Genomic DNA, 18,737 nt, shown 5'->3' on the forward strand with positions numbered 1-18,737 from the left:
TTGCCGGACGCAAAAACCGGGCGAAGCTTGCGTTCCCGCCCACCCCCCTCTGTCCTGCCGGACATCTCCCCCTCAAGGGGGGAGATTGGCAGTTTCCACGCTGACACTGTCCTTGCAACGCTAGTGGTTAGCGAAAGCGGCGATGAGGGCTCGATCTCCCCCCTTGAGGGGGAGATGTCCGGCAGGACAGAGGGGGGTGTGACGGAGTGCAACTTTCGCCCTTCTGTCAGCGGCTCAATCCGTCCACTTCACCTTGGTCAGGTCGTTGGCCTGGATGGGGGCGTTTTCCCATAGGCCCTGCAGTTTGGCGTCCCAGACGCCGACCTTCGGCAATTCGTAGAGGAAGCCGACCACGGCGTCATCGGCCAGAACCTTCTGCGCCTCGCCGAGCAGCGTCATGCGCTTGGCCTCGTCGGAGGTAAGGTTCAGCTCGTCGATGATCTTGTCGAAGGCCGGATTGTCGTAGTTGAAGTAATAGTCCTTGCGCGAATAGATATCGATGTCGTTGGGCTCGGTGTGGGAAACGATGGTCAGGTCGTAATCCTTCTTGGTGAAGACCTGATCAAGCCACTGCGCCCATTCGACAGGGATGATCTCGAGGTCGATGCCGATTTCGCGAAGCTCGGAGGCGATGATCTCGCCACCAAGCCGCGCATAGGAGGGCGGCGGCAGCTTCAGCGTCGCCTTGAAGCCATTCTCCAGGCCGGCTTCCTTCAGCAACTCCTTGGCCTTGTCCACATTGTGCGGATAGAGGCCGGTGAGGTCGACATAGGCCTTGCTGGCGGGCGACATGTGCGAGCCGATCGGCACGCCGAGGCCGGCCGAGGCGCCGTCGATGATCGCCTTGCGATCGAGCGCAAAGGAAATCGCCTGCCTGACCTGCAGCTTGTCGAAGGGCGGCTTCTTGTTGTTGATCGACAGGATGGTTTCGCCCTCGGTCGAGCCGATCACCACCTTGAAGCGCGGGTCGTCCTTGACCTGGGCGACACTGTCAGGATCGAAGAACGGAAAGGCCTGGATGTCGCCGGAAAGCAGCGCCGGAACGGCGGCGGCGGCGTCCGGAACGATGCGGAACTCGGCCTTGTCGAGGAACACCGGGGCGCCCCAGTAATTGTCCGACTTGACCAGCATGATCGATGAGCCCTTGGCCCAGTTCTGGAACTTGAACGGGCCGGTGCCGATCGGTTTTTCCTTGTTGGTGTCGGCTGTCTCAGGCGCGACGATCACCGCGTCGCCCCAGCCCATATTGTAAAGGAACGAGCCTTGCGGGTTCTTCAGCGTGACCGTCACCGTCGCGGGATCGACGACCTCGACCTTGCCGATGGCGGCGAACAGGCCCTTTTGCGCGTTGACGGAATTGTCGGCGCGGGCACGATCGAGCGAGAATTTCACGTCGTCGGCGTTGAAGTCGCTGCCGTCATGGAATTTCACGCCTGTATGCAGCTTGAAAGTGTAGACCTTGCCGTCGTCGGAAATGCTCCAGCCTTCGGCGAGATCGGGCAGCACTTCGCCGTTCGGTCCGATGCGGGTCAGGCCCTCGAAGACATTGGCGTAGAGCACCTCGTCGATCGCAGCCGCGGCACCCGCGGTCGGATCGAGATGCGGGGGTTCGAGCGGAATGCCGATGACCAGGTCAGTTCGCGCGGCCATCGCCGAGGTTCCGGCGGCCAACGCCAGCGCCGCTGCGGCCAGAATGGTTTTCCACAATTTCATCGTGCAACTCCCCATATGCTAAAACACGTGCTGAAACCCGGCGGATAGAAGCGTGAATTCGCCGCCGAGTAAATTGCGTTTCGTACCGTCCGCCGCCGCCGGGAGGAATGTTTTTCCGCCCATGGCCGGATCATTGCGGGCCGGCCCCCCTCAGCAGAACGCCGAGGCCGATTGCCATCACCTTTGCCGAGTCCAACATATCGGCAATGCCGACCCATTCGTCGGGTCGGTGGGCAAGGTCGAGAATGCCCGGCCCATAAGCGATGCAGTCATAGATGTGGCCGATGCGGGCGACGTGTTTCTGGTCGTAGGTGCCGGGCGAGATCACGTAATCCGGCTCGCGGTCGAATATCTCCATGATGCCTTGCGCGACCGCCTTCACCACCGGTGCGTCGCGCTCGGTCATCAGCGGCAGCACTTCCATCAGATCGCGGATTTCGTAATCGAATTTCTTGCGCTCGCGCTTCAGCCGCTCGAGGATATCGATCACTTCGCTTTTGACCGTGCCGAGATCCTCTTCGAGCAGGAAACGGCGGTCGATGGTCAGCCGGCAGGAATCAGGCACGTTGGGCGAGGGCAGGCCGGGCCGGAAATCCTCCGTCTGGCCGCCATGGATCGAGTTGATGTTCATGGTCGAGCGTTTTGCGCCTTCGGGCACGACCGGCATGCGCGTCATTTTGCGGTCGAGCGCCGGAAACAATTCGTCCTCGAAGGCCCGCAGCACGGCGCCCATATGGCGTACCGCATTGTCGCCGAGGAACGGCATCGAGCCGTGCGCGATCTCGCCTTTGGTCTCGATCTCCGCCCACCAGACGCCGCGATGGCCGAGGCAGATGCGGTCCTTGTTGAGCGGCTCGGGAATGATGACGTGGTCGACCTTCGGCCTGGAGAAATAGCCGAGCTTCGCCAGATGCGCGACGCCGCCAAAGCCGCCGGACTCCTCGTCGACCGTCCCCGAAATCTCGATGGCGCCGGGAAAATCGGGAAAGACCTCCATGAAGGCTTCAGCGGCGATGATCGAGGCGGCAAGCCCACCTTTCATGTCGCAAGCACCGCGGCCATAGACCTTGCCGTCCCTGACGATGCCGGCGAACGGATCGAGGCTCCAGCCGTCGCCGGGCTCGACCACGTCGATATGCGAATTGAAGTGCACGCAAGCACCCGGCGCGCGGCCATCGAAGCGGGCGACGACGTTGACGCGCGGATAACGGTCAGTGTCGCCGGGCGTGCCTTCGGCACGGATGAATTCGATCTCAAAACCGCGCTTCTTCAGCCGCGCGCCGATAAATTCGGCACACGGCTGATAGGCTTCGCCGGGCGGGTTGATGGTCGGAAAGCGGATCAGATCCGCGGCCAGCGCAACCAGATCATCGGCTCGGTCATCGATCGCCTTGAGGAGCCGTTCGTTCGGTTCGTTCATTCGGCGAATTGAGCAGCGGATGAGGCGGTTTTGCAAGCCCGATGGCGAATTGCGAGGCGATTGCGTGTCGTTACGGCAACTATTGCGGGAAATCGTTCAAATTCGCTGCTTTGGATTGGTGAAATCGTCAGGGAGTAGGTGTTAGCTCGCTGGCTTGCCATCAAAATGCTGGAGAACAGCGTGAGGGCAGGCAGGCAAGGGGCATCAAAGGGGTTTGATCGCATGAAAAACACTGTTCTCATGGCAGCAGCATTGGTAGCGATGCTGTTCGGTTCGTCGTTCGAGGGCCGGGCGGCCAGCCTGGTCGCGAACATTGATATTTCCTCACAGACGATGACGGTAAGATACGGGCTTTCGTATTACCGGTGGAGCGTTTCCACCGCCCGCAAAGGCTACATCACGCCGCGCGGCAGCTATCGTCCGCAGCGGACGGCCAGGATGTGGTATTCGCGCAAATACGATATGTCGCCGATGCCCTATTCGGTGTTCTTCCGCGGCGGCTATGCCATCCACGGCACCGGTGCCGTCCGGCAATTGGGGCGCCCGGCATCGCATGGCTGTGTGCGCCTCCACCCCAGCAACGCCGCGGCCTTCTATTCGATGGTGCGCAAAGCCGGCTTCGGCAACACGCGGATCCTGGTGACGAATTAGGCCTGTCACTGGGCCCGAAAATAAAAAACCCGCCGGAGCGGCAGGTTCGTCGGCGCCAAGTAGCACCATACCGAAATTAGTAGCATAGCTGCCGGCACAAAGCAAGAACAAAATACGTCAGTAGCGGAAAATGTTTGCTATGATTTCCGCTCAGGCGGCTTTGTCGCGCAATTTCAACGGCCGCCGCTTTTTGCGCTTGCTGATCTCCCAGCGCTTGTGGAACCACATCCACTGGCCAGGGTCTTCGCGCACCCAGCGCTCGACCACATCGTTGAGAAGCTGGGTGGTGGCGGGGACGTCGACATTGCCGCCTGCGGTGCGCGGCAAGGTGAGCTTGTCCTCGATCTCGAGCCGGAAACGATTGTTCGGCAAGCGCACGCAGCGCGCCGGGTAGACATCGCAATCGTAGTGCCTCGCCAGCGTGCCTAGTACGCGGTTGCTCTCGCAGGGGCGGCCGAAGAATGTCGTCTCGAGCCCGCCCGTGAATTTCTGGTCGACCAGCACGCCGATATTGCCGCCGTTCTCCAGGATGGCCGCAAGCGCGAACGAGGCGCCGGTCGAAGACGGCAGCAGCGATCCCATGCTCGAGCGGCGGGTCGAGAGGATGTAGTCGGCGAGGTAAGGGTTGTTGGGCGGGCGAAACAGCGCCGTGATGTTCATGCCGAAGGTGGCAGCAGCCACCGGCAGCAGCTCGAAATTGCCGAGATGCCCGGTGAAGACGATATGCGGCTTGTCCTCGCCGGCGATGCGCACGAAATGCTCCACGCCCTTGACCTCGACACGGCCCGGCATCGTCGCAGCAGGATCGTAGTCGAACAAAGCATCGAGGAAGATATATTCGGCGGCGAGGCGAGCCATGTTGCCCCACATGTCGGAGGCGATCGCCTCGATCTCTGTATCGCTCTTTTCCGGATAGGCCTTGCGCAGATTGTCGATCGCAACCTTGTGGCGCTGCACCCAAGGGCCGATGCGGCGGGCGGCGCGGTCGGCGAAACTGAGCGCCCTGTCGGGCGGCAGCAGGCGCAGCGCGGAGATGATGATCATCGCGACCCGCGCGACCAGCCAGTAGTTGAACCGTCGAAGCCGCCGGCCATGGCGGAATCCCAGGTCCCGGCTGATCTTCCTGAAAGTCTTGCCGACCATTCTCAGCCGACGCGCAGGATGATCTTGCCGAACACGTCGCGGCCTTCCATGCGCTTCAGCGCGGCATCGATGCCGTCGAAACCGACCTCGGTGTCGATCACCGGCGCGACAAGACCCGCCGCCATCTTCTGCATGGCGTCGGCCATGTTTTCCATGCGGCAGCCGAACGAGCCGAGCAGCTTCAGCTGCTGCTGGAACAACTGCATCAAATTGATTTGCGTCGACACGCCGGAGGTCGAGCCGCAGGTGACCAGCCGTCCGCCGCGTTTCAGGCACAGCATCGAGGCGGCAAAGGTGTCGGCGCCGACATGCTCGAACACCACGTCGACGCCCCTCTTCTTCGTCAGCTTGCGCACGACGCCTTCGAAGCGGTCGTCGCGGTAATTGATGACGTGGTCGGCGCCGAGCGCCTTGGCCTTGTCGATCTTTTCGTGCGAGCCGACGGTGGTGATGACCGTGCAGCCCATCTTCTTGGCCAGCTGAATGGCGGCTGAGCCGATGCCGGAGCCGCCGGCATGGACGAGTATCGTCTCGCCGGGCTGCAGCCGGGCATTGTCGAACAGCATATGCTCGACCGTGCCGAAGGTAACCGGCGCCACCGCCGCGCCGATCTCGCTCACGCCTGGCGGGGCGGGGACCAGAAGGCGCGCCGGCAGGTTGATCTTTTCCTGCGCAAAGCCGTCGAGATGGAAGCCGTGCACGCCCGAAACATGCTCGCAGAGATTGTCGCGGCCTTCGCGGCAGGCGCGGCAAAGACCGCAGGTGCGGGCTCCATAGATCGACACCAATTGCCCGGGCACAAGGCTGGAAACGCCGGGGCCGACCGCCTCGACCTCGCCGGAAGCCTCGGCGCCGACGACCAGCGGCAGCTTGCGCTTGGCAAAAGCCATGCCGCGCCAGCCCCAGACGTCGATGTGGTTCAGCGCCACGGCCTTGATGCGCAGCGTCACCTCGCCGAGCGAAGGCGGCGGCGGTGGTGGCAGGTCCACCGTTTCAAGCCGGCGATCCTCGATAAGTTGCAATGCGCGCATGCCAGATCCCAGGTTGCGCATGACCCGAGAACCGTTTCGGAAAGGACCATGCGCACGACAACAGTGCTAGAGCGGAACGGTCGCTTAGACCGGTTCCCGCGCCATGACAAGGCAGGTGTTCTGGCCGCCGAAGCCGAAGGAGTTCGACAGGACCGTGCCGACCTCGGCGTTGCGCTTGGTGTTCGGCACCACGTCGAGCACGATCGCCGGGTCGGGATTGTCGTAGTTGATGGTCGGCGGAATGACGCTTTCGCGCATCGTCATCAGCGAAAATGCAGCCTCGACGGCACCGGCTGCCGATAGGGTATGGCCGATCATCGACTTGTTCGACGAGACCGGCATTGACGAGATACGCTCGCCGAACACCGTCGACAGCGACAAATGCTCCATCTTGTCGTTTTCGGGCGTCGAGGTGCCATGGGCGTTGACATAATCGATCCCGTCCTCGCTCAGGCCGGCATCGGCAAGGGCGGCGCGCACCGCCGCGATCGCCGGCGAACCGTCCGGCTTGGAGCGGGTGCGATGGAAGTCGTCGGCCTTTTCGCCGCAGCCGCGCAATATGCCGAGAATGGTGGCGCCGCGGGCAAGTGCTGCCTCCAGCGATTCCAGCACAAGGGCGCCCGAGCCTTCGGCCAGCACGAAGCCGTCGCGATCCTTGGAGAACGGCTTGGATGCCTTTTCGGGGATGTCGTTATGGGTGGAGAGCGCCGACAGAAGCGAGAAGCGGATCAGCGCCTCCGCGGTTGCCGATCCGTCGGCGCCGATCGACAGCGCCCGGTCGCATTCGCCGCGGCGGATCGCCTCGACGCCGAGCTGGATCGCCGTGGCGCCCGAGGCGCAGGCGGTCGACAGCGTGATCGGCAGGCCGCGCGTGCCGAAACGATCGGCAAGCCGGTCGGCGATCGAACCGAACTGGGTGGTCTCGAAAATGTCGAGTTCCCTCAGGCCGCGCGCCACCCGCAGGAGCCTCTCTGCACCGGTATCGTGCGTGTCGGAATTGTAGAGCGAAAAGCGCTCGCTCCAGTCGAGTTCGACCGGCGGCGAAGCGAGGAAAAGCGGTCCGCCGAAATCGCCGGCATCGAGGCCTGCCTCAGACATCGCTTCCTGGGCCGCGGTTTCGGCAAGCTCATAGGTGAGGAGACTGGCGCCCTTGGAACTCGACGGCAGGAAATCGACCATGCCGGAGATGCGGGTGTTGAGATGATCGACCGGGAAGCGGGTGATCGGATGGATGCCGGACTTGCCGGATGTCAGCGCCGCCCAATTATCGGCCTTGCCGACACCGAGCGAGGTCACCACGCCGATGCCGGTGACGGCGACGATCGGCCTGCCCATGTGGTCGTTCAGATTGGCCATTTGTTGTCCAAAAACCTGTTTCTCTTGGAGCATCGGATCGCCCGAAAACCGCGTCACGTTTTCGGTCCGATGCTCTAGGCGGCTTTGATCAGCGCCATGCCCTCGAATTGGTGATAGCCGATCGCCGTTGCAAGGACGGTCTTCGGGACGCCGGCAAACGGTTTTTCGACTGTGGCGTCGAAGACAGGGTAGGCGGCCTCGCGGTCGACAGCCAGGGCCGCCAGCGCGACGGCGAAGGGGAACTGCGCTTCCTTCATGTGGCCGGTGAGCGTCGAAAAGCCGCGTGCGGCGATCGCCGGATTGGCCTCGAGCGCCGATTTCTCGGCGGCGGTCGCGGCATGGGCGCCCGAAGCGCCGGAGATCGCCAGCAACTCGCCGTCCGGCAATGCGGCTTGCTTCAGCAGCATGGCGATCTCTCCATCGAGTTCGCCCCGCCGGCGCCTGGCGCGACCGGACAGGACCGGGCCAAGTTCCGCATAGATCTTCCGGCCACGGCTTGTCGCGTGCTCGCGCTGCTCCAGGACGAGAAACGCGCCGCCGGATCCGGTCACCACGCCGCCGCCCTCGGCACCTTGCCTCTGCCAGACCGGCCGCCACGGACCGCGATGCAGGTAGCCGGCCAGTTCATAGCCGAGCAGCATGTCGGAATGTTCGGTCTGGAAAGCGCCGCCGACCAGTATATGCGTCGACTGACCGGAACGGATGCGCGCGGCCGCGGTCTCGACGGCGGCGACGCCCGCACCTTCCTCGCCCATGAAGGTGCGCGACGACCCCGTCACCTTGTGGACAATCGAGATGTTGCCGGCGAGCAGGTTGGAAAGCTGTGCCAGAAACAGCGTCGGGCGCAATTCCGTGGTCAGCTTCTCGTTGAGCAGCACGTCGCGGTCATTGCGGCTTTCCGATGCCGCGAGAATGGCCGCGTCGACCGCTTCGTCGCGCTCGCCGCCGCCGGCGGCCACCACCATGTCCATGGTCGCGCAGAGTTCGTCATTGCCCTTGATGCCGGCATCATCGAGCGCAAGGCCGGCCGCATAGGTGCCGAGCCTCTGCCAGGTCTCCATCTGCCGCTGGTCGCCACGCTTGGAGATCTGCAGGTTCCAGTCGACCTCCGGCAGCGGGTGGACTGTATAGGGCGAGAAGCGCGAGGCCTCCAGAACCGGCTCAAGGCGCGGCTGGACGAGCTTTTGCCAATGCGCATCCGGACCCTCGCCCAGCGACGAGACTAGGCCGATGCCTGATATGACGACGTCGTGGGGGTTCATGGGCGGCTGTTCGGGTGAAGGCGCGTCAAGCGCTGTGCTTACGTGGCGTTCTTGGCGGCGACGAGCGCGTCGATCTTGGCGCACAGGTTCTTCATGACGAAATAGTCGTCGGTCGACGCCTTGCCGTCATTGACCTCCTGCGTCCACTTTTCCAGCGGCACCTTGATGCCGAATTCCTTGTCGATGGCAAAGACGATGTCGAGGAAGTCGAGGCTGTCGATGCCGAGATCGTCGATGGTGTGGCTTTCGGGCGTGATCGTCTCGATGTCGATCTCGCTGGTGTCGGCGATAATCTTGGCGACTTTGTCGAACGTGGTGGACAAGGGCTTTTCCTTCGATTGCGGGCGGAATCTGTCCGCATGTGTTTTGGGCTGTCTAATCGGTTTTTCCGGGCAGGAAAAGGCCTGATGCGCCGGCGGCAACTGGGATTGCTGTTCTGGCAGAGCAATAGGGGTCGCTGGCAACTCCTCCCGGCGATATGCCGAAACCGTCCCATCTCTGGTCATTGCGTGTACCAATGTACCACGAAGATCTATGACCATAGAACGCGTGCAGACCGGGTGCGCCTGGAAAAACGATTGGTGAAGGTGCTCAAGGCCTTGGCTAAGCATGGCGACATGAGCATGGGTGGGCGGCTGGCGCACCGCATCCGCTATGTTCGCGTTACGCCGGATTCGCGTGTCGGATTGTCGAGGTGGCCTGCCGACCGACCACTAACGGAGGCACGGAGGCGTCGATTACCTATGCGTTCACTGCCTGAGCCCGGCAGGAGCATCGTATCTGTCCGAACTGACGGAGGACGCGTTCGCGGCCATGATCGAGGGATGGAAGCTCCATGTCGACGCTTGGCTGGTAGCGGTGAAAATCTGACGCCGGGTAACTTGAACGAATTGCCACCAACGGTGGAATGTTACCTTCGTCTCGTAGATGGGAACGAGCAAGTAGCGGACAAAGCGGTCGCTCAGTGAGTTTTCCTTCGTTCTGTGCCTTGATGGGACAATTCTTCGCCGCTGATCGGAGCAACACCCGTGGTCATGCATTCCTTCCACATCCACATCCCGGATGAACAGATCGAGTACCTCCAGCGTCGTATCCAAGCGACAAGATGGCCGTCGTCGATCTTCGCATACGGATGGGAGGACGGTACTGACGTTGATTTCCTCAGAAAGCTTTCACGTTACTGGGAATACGATTTCAGGTGGCGCGATCACGAAAAACGTCTGAACCTGTTGCCTCAGTTTAGGGTCACGATAGACGGGTGCGACATCCATTTCGTTCACCAGAAAGGAAAGGGGTCATCGCCCTTGCCGTTGATCCTCACTCATGGCTGGCCCGGCTCCTTCGCCGAGTTCGAGCATGTCATTCCGCTGCTCACGGAACCTGCCAAATACGGCGGGGATGCCGATGACGCCTTCGATGTCGTCGCACCGTCGCTTCCGGGTTTCGGCTTCTCGTCCCCGCCGCGTCAAGCCGGCGTTAGCTCAAAGCATGTCGCGAAGCTGTGGCGGGGGCTGATGCGCGAACTGGGATATGATCGCTTCGCCGCACAAGGTGGCGACATCGGCGCCGGCGTCTCGACCTGGCTCGCTCAGCTTTACCCGGAGGACCTTATCGGATTGCACCTGAATTACATTCCGGGCAGTTTCCGCCCGACCCTCGGTCGCGGCGACCCACCTGTCACGCCGGAGGAGAAGGCATTCCTCGACAGTGCGGCGAATTTCGTCGCGACGGAGGGGGCCTACGCTTTTCTGCAGGGGACCAAGCCCCAGACGCTAGCCTTTGCACTGACAGATTCCCCAATCGGGCTAGCCGCATGGATTGCCGAGAAGTTCCGCAGTTGGAGCGACTGCGAAGGCGAACTCGAACGCGCCATCCCTCTAGACACGCTGCTTACCGACATCTCGCTCTACTGGTTCGGTAACACGATCGAGGCCTCGCTCCGGATTTACAAAGAGAACCGGCTCTGCCCCCTGATCTTCGGGCCAAGGGAGCGAATAACACCGCCCCTCGGCGTTGCAGTCTTCCCTCGAGAGCTCCCTATGCCACCTCGCTCCTGGGTCGAACGAGTCTTCCGTGTCGAGCGCTGGACCGACATGCCGAAAGGAGGACATTTCGCGGCGATTGAGCAACCCGAACTCCTGGTCGAGGACATCCGGGCCTTTTTTCGGCCGCTGAGGCTCCGGCCGGCAAAGTAGAGGACGAAAACCTCGCCCGTTGTCACGGCTCGGAAGGCCTAATGAGACGTACCATCGCATTCGCTTTCGTTGAAAGCGCTCGTTGGTCCTGACTAAGGGTCAATGTCGACCTTGGACTCGATCAAGACCTCATCGCGGGTCGGAACCGGTATTCCGCTTAAGGTACCAAACGCTAGATTTCACTACTAGCGAACGCTTCAACCGGCTCCGGCGCAGTCAGAAAGTGACGCGGCCGAGTACTCGCAGGCCGTCGCCCTGCGGCTCGACGACCACCGCCTCGCCTTCACGCGGCGAGATCCCGGTCAATTCCTGGATGTTTTCGAGATGCGTGACCATGACCAGATTGTCGGAGCCGGAATAGCCGCGGATCTCGGCAAGGATCGCGGCAATTTGGTCGGCCTTTTCCTTTTCGTCGGTCTTCAGCAGGTCAAGCGGTGCGAACGGCTCCGGCTCGCTTTCGAAAGCGATGCGGGCGGTCTCGAGGCAGCGGCAATAGCGGCTGGACAGCACGCGCTCGACCGGTGCGGCGCGGGCGCCAAACAGCGCGCCGATCTTGCGCGCCTGTTGCTTGCCGCGCTCAGAGAGATTGACCTGGGTCGCGCATTTGCCGAGGTCGAAATTGGCCGCATCGGTGGTGCCGGTGACCATGGCATGGCGAAGCAGGACCACATGCCCGCCGTCGCGGAGCAGCGCCCAGCCGGCTTCCGTCGCATGGGCTGTGGCGGAAACGGCAAGCAACAGCAGCGCCAGCACAAATCGAAGCATCAGACATCCTTTCGGGTGACCGGCAGGCAGGTCCCCGGTGACCGGCATATAGGGACGGCAAAGCCGGCTGAAAGACAAGCCGAGTGCAACCTGCGGCCGAGACGCCTATTTCTTCGCTATCTGCTTCTTCACCAGATCGATCTTGCGGTCGGTCAGCGGGATGGGGAGTGTGTAGCCGGCTTCGGTAAAGCCTTGCTTGGCGTTCTCGAAGAATTCGATCGCCTTTTGGTATTCGGCATTGCCGCCGCCATAGCTGCCGCGGTTCCAGTGGACGTCGCCGAGATTGTTCTGCTCGAAGGCCCATTGCATCGGCTGGCCTTCGCGGGTGAAGACCTTGAGCGTCGCCTCGAAGGCGGCTTCGGCGTCGTCCAGATATCTGCCGGTCCGTTCGAGATTGCCGAGATTGATCAGGCTCATGCCGATGCCGTTCTGCGCGTTTGCCCAATCGACGGGGGAGGTCTCGAAGGTCAGCACCTGTAGCGCCGCCCGGCGCGCGGCGATAGAAGCGGCCAGTTTGCCGGGATCGGCCTCGCTCATGCTCAGCCATTGCAGCGCCGAGCCGAGGCCGGCCTGCGCCAGCGCCCATTGCCGCGGCGTCGTCTCGCGCTTGTATTCGCGCAGTGCATCGCGATAGGCCTCGATTGCGTCTTCGTAGTGCACCGGCTTGTCGGTCACGCCGCCGAGCAGTTGCAGCGTGTTGCCGAGATTATAGTGGGTCATCGCCCAGTCGAGCGGAAAGCCCTTCTTGGTATAGACGCGCCGTGCCGCCCGGTATGCGGCGGCCGATTGCTCAAGCCTGGCAGCATCGCGGGTGCGCTGGCCGAGCGTCTGGTAGATCGAGCCGAGATTGTTCTCAGCGGAAGCCCAATCCATCGGAAAGCGCTGGCGGGTGAAGATGGTCAGCGCATCGCCGTAGGCGGCAGCCGCCTCTTCGAGCAGGCCGGTGCCGAGATCGAAACGAGCAGCACTGCTCAGCGCGTTGCCGAGATTAAGGCGGCTGGTCGCCCAGGAGACCGGAAAGGTGGCGCGGGTGCGGATCTTGAGCGCAGCGCGAAAGGCGTCGGCCGCTTCGTCGATTTTCGCCTTGTCGTTGCGTTGCGTGCCGATAGACACCAGCGTGTTGCCCAGATTGTTCTGAAGCATCGCCCACTGAACGGGTGCTTTTTCGCGCGTGTACTCTTCAAGCGCCAGCCGGTAGGCGGTCTCGGCCTCGGTCAGGCGCTCGCCATTCGGTTCCCGTTCCGAAAGCGCATAAAGCGCAAGGCCGAGATTGTTTTGCGAGGCGGCCCAGTCCAGCGGGACTTTGTCGCGCGGACGCTTCTCCAGCGTGGCGCGCATCGCCACCACCGCCTCGTTCAGGCGTTTCGGGTCGCTCTCGCGCTCGCCGATCTTCAGCAGCACATTGGCCAGGTTGTTCTGGGCGGCGGCCCAGTTGAGGTCGTCCTTCTCGCGCTCGAACACGACAAGCGAATCGCGAAAGATCTTCGCTGCCTCTTCCAGCCGGTCGGTTTCGCGCTCGCGCTCGCCGATCGTCTGCAGCACCACCGCCATGTTGTTGCGGGTGATCGCCCAGTCGCGGTTCTGCTCGCCATTGGGGATGAAATTCAGGATGACGCGGTAGGCGTCGATGGCGCGCTGCAGCGCTTGCCTGTCGCCGGTGGCATTGCCATGGGCATTCAGCGCTTCCGCCTCCTGGTTCTTGTAGTTCCAGCGCAGTCTGTCGTCCCATTTCTCGACCAGCGAGAAGGCCTTGCCGTAATCGTTGGCGGCCGACAGATAGTCGAAGACCAGCGCCGAAGCGTCGGCGCGCCTGGTATAAATCGCCGCGTCGGCAAGACGTTTTTGCCTGACCAATTCCTCCGCCTGGTCGACGGCGCCGCTGGCCTGCTCGACCCGGCCCACCGCTTGGTCGAGGAAGTTGCGCGCGGTGACGATGGCGCCCTGGCCTATGGCCTTGTCGGCCGAGGCGACGAGGCGGCTTATCTCGGGGTCGTCGGTGCGCAGCGCGTCGCGCTCGGAAATCATCTTCTTCAGGCGCTCGGCCTGGGCGTCGAGCAGCTTTTGCAGGTCGGTGGGGTCTTCCGGCATCTTTTCGGTGCCGAGCGCCTTCAGCACGCCATAAAGCGCGTCGAGCGGCACGCCGTCCTGCAGCGAGGCCAGTTCCACCTGTGCCCGCTTGGGGTCCGGCAACTCGGCAATCGTCAGCAGCAATTGCCGCCGCTCGCCGGTGATCAGCCCGTCGTCGCCGGTCGGTTCCTGCGGTGCTACGCCGAAATAGAGCAGCCGGCGCAGGCTTTCATTGACCCATGGCCGCTGCTTTGCCTTGGTGTCGAGATAGACCTCCTCGGTCACCATGCGCATGACCGAGCCGAACTCCGTGCCCTTCATCGCCGCGAGATGGCGCAGAAGTGCCGCTGCATAGGGGCTGTTTTCGCCGACGATACCGTCGAGTGCCGGCCGCCCCGGCTCGGCGGCAAAGCCGATCACCGTTCCCAGATTTTCCGTCGCGGTCGCGTCCGCCAGTGCCTTGGCGCCGCGCACCGGCTCCAGTCCGCCGGCGCCGATCGGCGAGGCCGAGGCCGTGGGCGCCCGGCGCAGCACCGCGTCCGCCGGAAACGGGTTGGTGCGGCAGGCATCGAGCAGCATGATCGTTACCGGCACGGTCTTCTTCAATTCGTCCATGACGGCGGAGATCGGCACCAGGGCCTGATCGGCGTCCTTCAATGAAGAAACGTCGGCGTCGACCGGCACCAGATAGTTTTCGCCGCCCGCCTCGATGCCGTGGCCGGAATAGTAGATCAAGGCGACGTCGGCGTCGTCGGCATCCTCGGCGAAACGCTCGAGGTCACGCTTCAGCTTTGCCGCGTCGCGATCGGTGACGCTGCGCGCGTCGAAGCCGAGATCGGTCAGCATCTTGGCGATGTCGCGGGCGTCGTTGGCGGGGTTGGGAAGAGCCGTTATGTGCCGGTATTTCGACTGGCCGACGATCAGCGCCACGCCCTTGAGGCTTGCTGGCCCCGCGGCATGAGTCGAGGTCACCACGAGACAGAGCAGGGCGGCGACGAAAGCCGTCAGCCACGCCTGCTTGAAGAAGTGCTGATTTCCGACAAGGCCCATTCGCCGCGTGTCCCCCGACAACCCTGTATAGCGCTGCCATCCAACCATGAGCAAATTCGGGCAAGATCCGAGCGGCCGGATTGTTGGCTGGTACATTCGCGAGGGAAGGGCGATTGCGCCGCGATCAGGGCTCGCCTATCACGGCAAAAATGTCTCCGCTTACCGAAACCGTCCTCTTCGTCTTCAGTCTCGTCGGGCTCGGCTATCTTGCCGGGTTGACCGGCTATTTGAAGCCGGCGAGCGGCGAGGGCGTATCCGAATTCGCCATCAACGTGGCAATGCCGCTTTTGCTGTTCCAGACCATGATAAAGGCGGATTTCCACGGCGTGGCGCCGTGGTCGCTGTGGGGCGCCTATTTCGCAGCGGTGGCGCTTACCTGGGCTGCCGGCCATCTGGTCATTACGCGCATCTTCGGACGAGACGCACGCGCCGGCGTCGTCGGCGGCGTGTCGTCGTCCTATTCCAATGTCGTCCTGCTCGGTGCTCCCTTCATCATCGGCGTGTTCGGCCCGGCCGGGTTCGAAGTGCTGTCGCTGCTGGTTTCCATTCACCTGCCGGTGATGATGATGGCCTCGATCATCCTGTTCGAAATGTTCGGCCGCGGCGGCAGCGAGCCTGTGCATCCGCTCCGCGTCATCACGAGCTTTCTCAGGAGGGTATTCATCAACCCGCTGATCATCGGCATACTGGCCGGGCTCGCGTGGCGCTTCACCGGTGCGCCGCTGCCAGCGCTTGCGACGCGGTTGAGCGACGCGCTGGCCGGCACGGCCGCCCCGGTGGCGCTGTTTGCCATGGGGCTAAGCCTGCGCCGTTTCGGTATTTCCGGCAATGTCCGCCCGGCGCTGGCGCTGTCGGCGCTGAAACTGTTCCTGATGCCAGCACTGGTTCTTTGCCTGGTCTGGCTGATCGGCCTGCCGCCATTGACCGCCAAAGTGGCGGTCATGGTTGCGGCGTTGCCGTCCGGCATCAATTCCTATCTCATTGCCGTGCAGTTCAACACCGGCCAGGCGCTGGCATCGAACCAGATGACCATCGCCACCGCCAGTGCGGTCGTGACCACTGCGTTTTGGCTGACAGTGGTCGTCCATATTTTTGGATAAGAGCCCGGCGGGATCGCTCTCGCTTTGGCTGGCCTAAACCCTATATGCCATCTTGTGATTGCTTGCGGGGCTTGCCCTGGGCTAAGAGCAGTGGCTCTAGCGATGCTATCGCGCACGTCCATTCACGAAATCAGCGACCGGCCCGCCAGGTGCCGAACGGAGGCGAGATCATGCTTCAGAAAACCAGCCATTTCATGCGGCAGGCCAATCTCATCAATGGCGAATGGGTGCAGGCCGATTCAGGCCAGACGGTCGACGTCAACAATCCTGCCACCGGCCTCAAGATCGGCACCGTGCCAAAATCGGGCAAGGCCGAGACCCGCCGCGCCATCGAAGCCGCCGACGCTGCCTTCAAGACATGGCGCAAGACCACCGCGCTCGAACGCTCGAAGCTGTTGCGCAAGCTGCACGACGCAATGATGGACAATCAGGATGTGCTGGCCGAACTGCTGACCATCGAGCAGGGCAAGTCGCTGTTCGAATCGAAGGGCGAGATCGGCTCGGCCGCGTCCTATATATTGTGGTTCGCCGAAGAGGGCCGCCGCACCTATGGCGACGTCGTTCCGTCACCCTGGGCGGACCGCCGCATTCTGGTGACCAAGGAGCCGGTCGGCGTCATCGCCGCCATCACGCCGTGGAATTTCCCATCCTCGATGCTGGCCCGCAAGCTTGGTCCGGCGCTTGCCGCCGGCTGTACCGCCGTGGTCAAGCCGGCGTCGCAGACGCCTTATTCGGGGCTTGCCTGGGGCGCGCTTGCCGAGGAAGTCGGCTTCCCGAAAGGCGTGATCAATATCCTGACCGGCGCTGCAGGTGAGATCGGCGACGAGATCTGTGCCAATCCGCTGGTCAAGAAGATCACCTTCACCGGCTCGACCGAGGTCGGCAAGATCCTGATCCAGAAGTCGTCGGTGACGGTCAAGAAAGTGTCGATGGAGCTCGGCGGCAATGCGCCGTTCATCGTCTTCGACGACGCCGACATCGAGCGGGCAGTCGCTGGTGCCATCACCGCCAAATACCGCAATTCCGGCCAGACCTGTGTCTGCACCAACCGCTTCCTGGTGCAGGCAGGCATCTACGACCAGTTCGTCCAAAAGCTGGCTGCTGCGAGCAACGGGCTGAAGGTCGGTTCCGGCCTCGAAGACGGCGTCCAGCAGGGACCGCTGATTGATGAGAAGGCGGTGGAGAAGGTCGAGGAGCTGATTGCCGACGCTACTGCCAAAGGCGGCAAGGTCGTCGCCGGCGGCGCGCGCCACGCGCTCGGCGGCTCGTTCTTCCAGCCGACGGTGATCGCCAATGCGACGCCGAAGATGCGCTTCATGAAGGAAGAGATCTTCGGCCCGGTAGCGCCGGTGTTCAAGTTCGAGACCGAGGAAGAGGCCGTAGCACTCGCCAACGACACGGAGTTCGGCCTGGCCTGCTATTTCTACACCGGCGATCTCGGCCGCGCGTTCCGGGTCATGGAAGGGTTGAAATACGGCATGGTGGGCGTCAATGAAGGGCTCATCACCACCCCTGAAGCGCCGTTCGGCGGCGTCAAGGAATCGGGCCTCGGCAAGGAAGGCGGCCATCAGGGCATCGAGGATTATCTCGACACCAAGTATGTCTGCATCGGCGGACTTGGTCTTTAGAAGCCTCATGCGGTAATACCGAAAACGATCCTGGGCCGCTTCGGAAAGGCCAGGCTGGCGTCGAGCAACGAACTTGCGAGCATGGCGATGAAGGACGGCGAGGTTTTCGGCACGACGCAGGCGGGCGAGGAAGTCCGCCGTTTCACCATCCGTGGCGGCGGCCTTACCGCCAACATTATCGGCCTGGGCGCGATCATCCAGGATCTGCACCTGGCCGGGCACGAGGCGCCATTGGTGCTCGGCTATGATCGTTTCCAGTACTATGAGACGGATAAGGCCTTCTTCGGCACTGTCGTCGGGCGCTACGCCAACCGTATCCGCGACGGCCGCTTCACGCTTGCCGGCAAACGCTACCAGACCGAGCGCAATTTCCTCGAAAAGCATACGCTGCATGGCGGTTCGCAAGGTTTTTCGCGACGAGCCTGGGCGGTTTCGCTGCATGGCAGGGATTTTGTCACGCTGACCCTGCATGACCCCGACGGCACGATGGGCTTTCCCGGCGCGCTCGACGTGACCTGCACCTACCGGCTGAAGATCCCCGGCACGCTCAGCATCGAACTGACCGCCACCTGCGAGGAGCCGACGCTCTGCAACCTCACCCAGCATTCCTATTTCAACCTGGATGACGGCGGCGCCGGCGACATTCTCGACCACCGGCTGATGCTGAATGCCGGCGCCTATCTTCCTGTCGACGCCGATTTGATTCCGACAGGCACGGTCAAGCCGGTCGACGGCACACCTTTCGACTTTCGCCAGGCGCGGCCGCTGCGCATGGAGACCGAGGGCGAACAGCTCCCCTACGACCAGAATTTCTGCCTCGCCTCGACGCGCGGGCCGCTGAAGCAGGCATCATGGGCGCAAGGCGCGAATTCCGGCGTCGAGATGGAGCTCTGGACCACCGAGCCGGGCGTCCAGCTCTATACCGGCCAGTATCTGGCGCCGTCTTCGCCTGGACTGGGCGGACGCCAGTACAAGGCGTTTTCAGGCCTCTGCCTGGAACCGCAAATCTGGCCGGATGCGCCCAACCGGCCGTATTTCCCGCAAGCCACGCTGTGGCCGGGCCAGATCTACCATCACGTGACGGAATACCGGTTCAGGCTGCCTTAGGGCATGACCCCCGGAAACCGGCATGGTTTTGCTGCGCTGACCTCCGGTTCGGAAAGGATCATGCAAAATTCAAAGTGTTATAGCGTCCTTTGCGCGTCCAATGACGCGCGGCGCTCTGGAGTCAAAACGCAATCACTCTGAACGACCGACTCCGAACCCTCTCGGACCTTTGACGCCGAGAGCCCTGACGACGCAAGTTGACCCTGAGCTGCCCTTCGTCAGCCCATTTCACTGCGCGATAGCCGACAT

14 protein-coding genes are annotated in these 18,737 nt (G+C 62.7%); 5 read left to right on the plus strand and 9 right to left on the minus strand.

Going from position 1 to position 18,737, the window contains the following annotated elements; genetic code table 11:
• Nucleotides 1-234: 234 nt before the first annotated feature.
• Both NKH05_RS16395 and NKH05_RS16400 read right to left on the minus strand, forming a co-directional pair.
• The gene (locus NKH05_RS16395) at nt 235-1,713 is read right to left on the minus strand and encodes an ABC transporter substrate-binding protein (RefSeq protein WP_352495966.1); all 1,479 of its coding nucleotides are present in this window, start codon (nt 1,711-1,713) and stop codon (nt 235-237) included.
• Nucleotides 1,714-1,843: 130 nt separating this feature from the next.
• Complete coding sequence (locus NKH05_RS16400) at nt 1,844-3,133, minus strand: acetylornithine deacetylase/succinyl-diaminopimelate desuccinylase family protein (RefSeq protein ID WP_352495967.1); 1,290 nt, start codon at nt 3,131-3,133, stop codon at nt 1,844-1,846.
• 222 nt (nt 3,134-3,355) lie between these two features.
• Here NKH05_RS16400 and NKH05_RS16405 point away from each other — a divergent pair, with 222 nt between their 5' ends.
• Nucleotides 3,356-3,784, plus strand: a complete 429-nt coding sequence (locus NKH05_RS16405) for a L,D-transpeptidase (RefSeq protein WP_023719972.1) — start codon at nt 3,356-3,358, stop codon at nt 3,782-3,784.
• A gap of 150 nt (nt 3,785-3,934) precedes the next feature.
• Here NKH05_RS16405 and NKH05_RS16410 read toward each other — a convergent pair whose 3' ends face one another.
• From NKH05_RS16410 to NKH05_RS16430, 5 genes are all read right to left on the minus strand, one after another.
• Complete coding sequence (locus tag NKH05_RS16410) at nt 3,935-4,927, minus strand: lipid A biosynthesis lauroyl acyltransferase (RefSeq protein ID WP_352908304.1); 993 nt, start codon at nt 4,925-4,927, stop codon at nt 3,935-3,937.
• Between the two features lie 2 nt (nt 4,928-4,929).
• Nucleotides 4,930-5,958, minus strand: a complete 1,029-nt coding sequence (locus NKH05_RS16415; protein ID WP_352908305.1) for a zinc-binding dehydrogenase — start codon at nt 5,956-5,958, stop codon at nt 4,930-4,932.
• 84 nt (nt 5,959-6,042) lie between these two features.
• Nucleotides 6,043-7,314, minus strand: coding sequence for a beta-ketoacyl-ACP synthase (locus NKH05_RS16420; RefSeq protein ID WP_023719975.1), 1,272 nt, complete (start codon nt 7,312-7,314; stop codon nt 6,043-6,045).
• Between the two features lie 74 nt (nt 7,315-7,388).
• Nucleotides 7,389-8,576 carry a beta-ketoacyl-ACP synthase gene (locus NKH05_RS16425; protein ID WP_352495968.1) on the minus strand — a complete coding sequence of 396 codons (1,188 nt, stop codon included), beginning with the start codon at nt 8,574-8,576 and terminating at the stop codon, nt 7,389-7,391.
• Between the two features lie 38 nt (nt 8,577-8,614).
• The gene (locus tag NKH05_RS16430; protein WP_023719977.1) at nt 8,615-8,899 is read right to left on the minus strand and encodes an acyl carrier protein; all 285 of its coding nucleotides are present in this window, start codon (nt 8,897-8,899) and stop codon (nt 8,615-8,617) included.
• A gap of 711 nt (nt 8,900-9,610) precedes the next feature.
• Here NKH05_RS16430 and NKH05_RS16435 point away from each other — a divergent pair.
• Nucleotides 9,611-10,771: an alpha/beta fold hydrolase gene (locus NKH05_RS16435; protein WP_036245003.1), complete on the plus strand. Its 1,161-nt coding sequence runs from the start codon at nt 9,611-9,613 to the stop codon at nt 10,769-10,771.
• Between the two features lie 216 nt (nt 10,772-10,987).
• Here the strand turns inward: NKH05_RS16435 and NKH05_RS16440 are convergent, their stop codons facing one another.
• Together NKH05_RS16440 and NKH05_RS16445 are read right to left on the minus strand one after the other, a co-directional pair.
• Complete coding sequence (locus NKH05_RS16440) at nt 10,988-11,536, minus strand: histidine phosphatase family protein (RefSeq protein WP_352495969.1); 549 nt, start codon at nt 11,534-11,536, stop codon at nt 10,988-10,990.
• A 105-nt stretch (nt 11,537-11,641) separates the two neighbouring features.
• Nucleotides 11,642-14,653 carry a caspase family protein gene (locus NKH05_RS16445; RefSeq protein ID WP_353025755.1) on the minus strand — a complete coding sequence of 1,004 codons (3,012 nt, stop codon included), beginning with the start codon at nt 14,651-14,653 and terminating at the stop codon, nt 11,642-11,644.
• 149 nt (nt 14,654-14,802) lie between these two features.
• On the opposite strand from NKH05_RS16445, the gene NKH05_RS16450 reads away from it, so the two are divergent.
• From NKH05_RS16450 to NKH05_RS16460, 3 genes are all read left to right on the plus strand, one after another.
• Nucleotides 14,803-15,753 carry an AEC family transporter gene (locus NKH05_RS16450; RefSeq protein WP_353025772.1) on the plus strand — a complete coding sequence of 317 codons (951 nt, stop codon included), beginning with the start codon at nt 14,803-14,805 and terminating at the stop codon, nt 15,751-15,753.
• 170 nt (nt 15,754-15,923) lie between these two features.
• Nucleotides 15,924-17,381 carry an NAD-dependent succinate-semialdehyde dehydrogenase gene (locus tag NKH05_RS16455; protein ID WP_353025756.1) on the plus strand — a complete coding sequence of 486 codons (1,458 nt, stop codon included), beginning with the start codon at nt 15,924-15,926 and terminating at the stop codon, nt 17,379-17,381.
• A gap of 81 nt (nt 17,382-17,462) precedes the next feature.
• Nucleotides 17,463-18,488, plus strand: a complete 1,026-nt coding sequence (locus NKH05_RS16460) for an aldose epimerase family protein (RefSeq protein WP_353025757.1) — start codon at nt 17,463-17,465, stop codon at nt 18,486-18,488.
• Nucleotides 18,489-18,737 lie beyond the last annotated feature (249 nt).

Source organism: Mesorhizobium sp. M1399 (assembly GCF_040317735.1).
Taxonomy (GTDB): Bacteria; Pseudomonadota; Alphaproteobacteria; order Rhizobiales; family Rhizobiaceae; genus Mesorhizobium.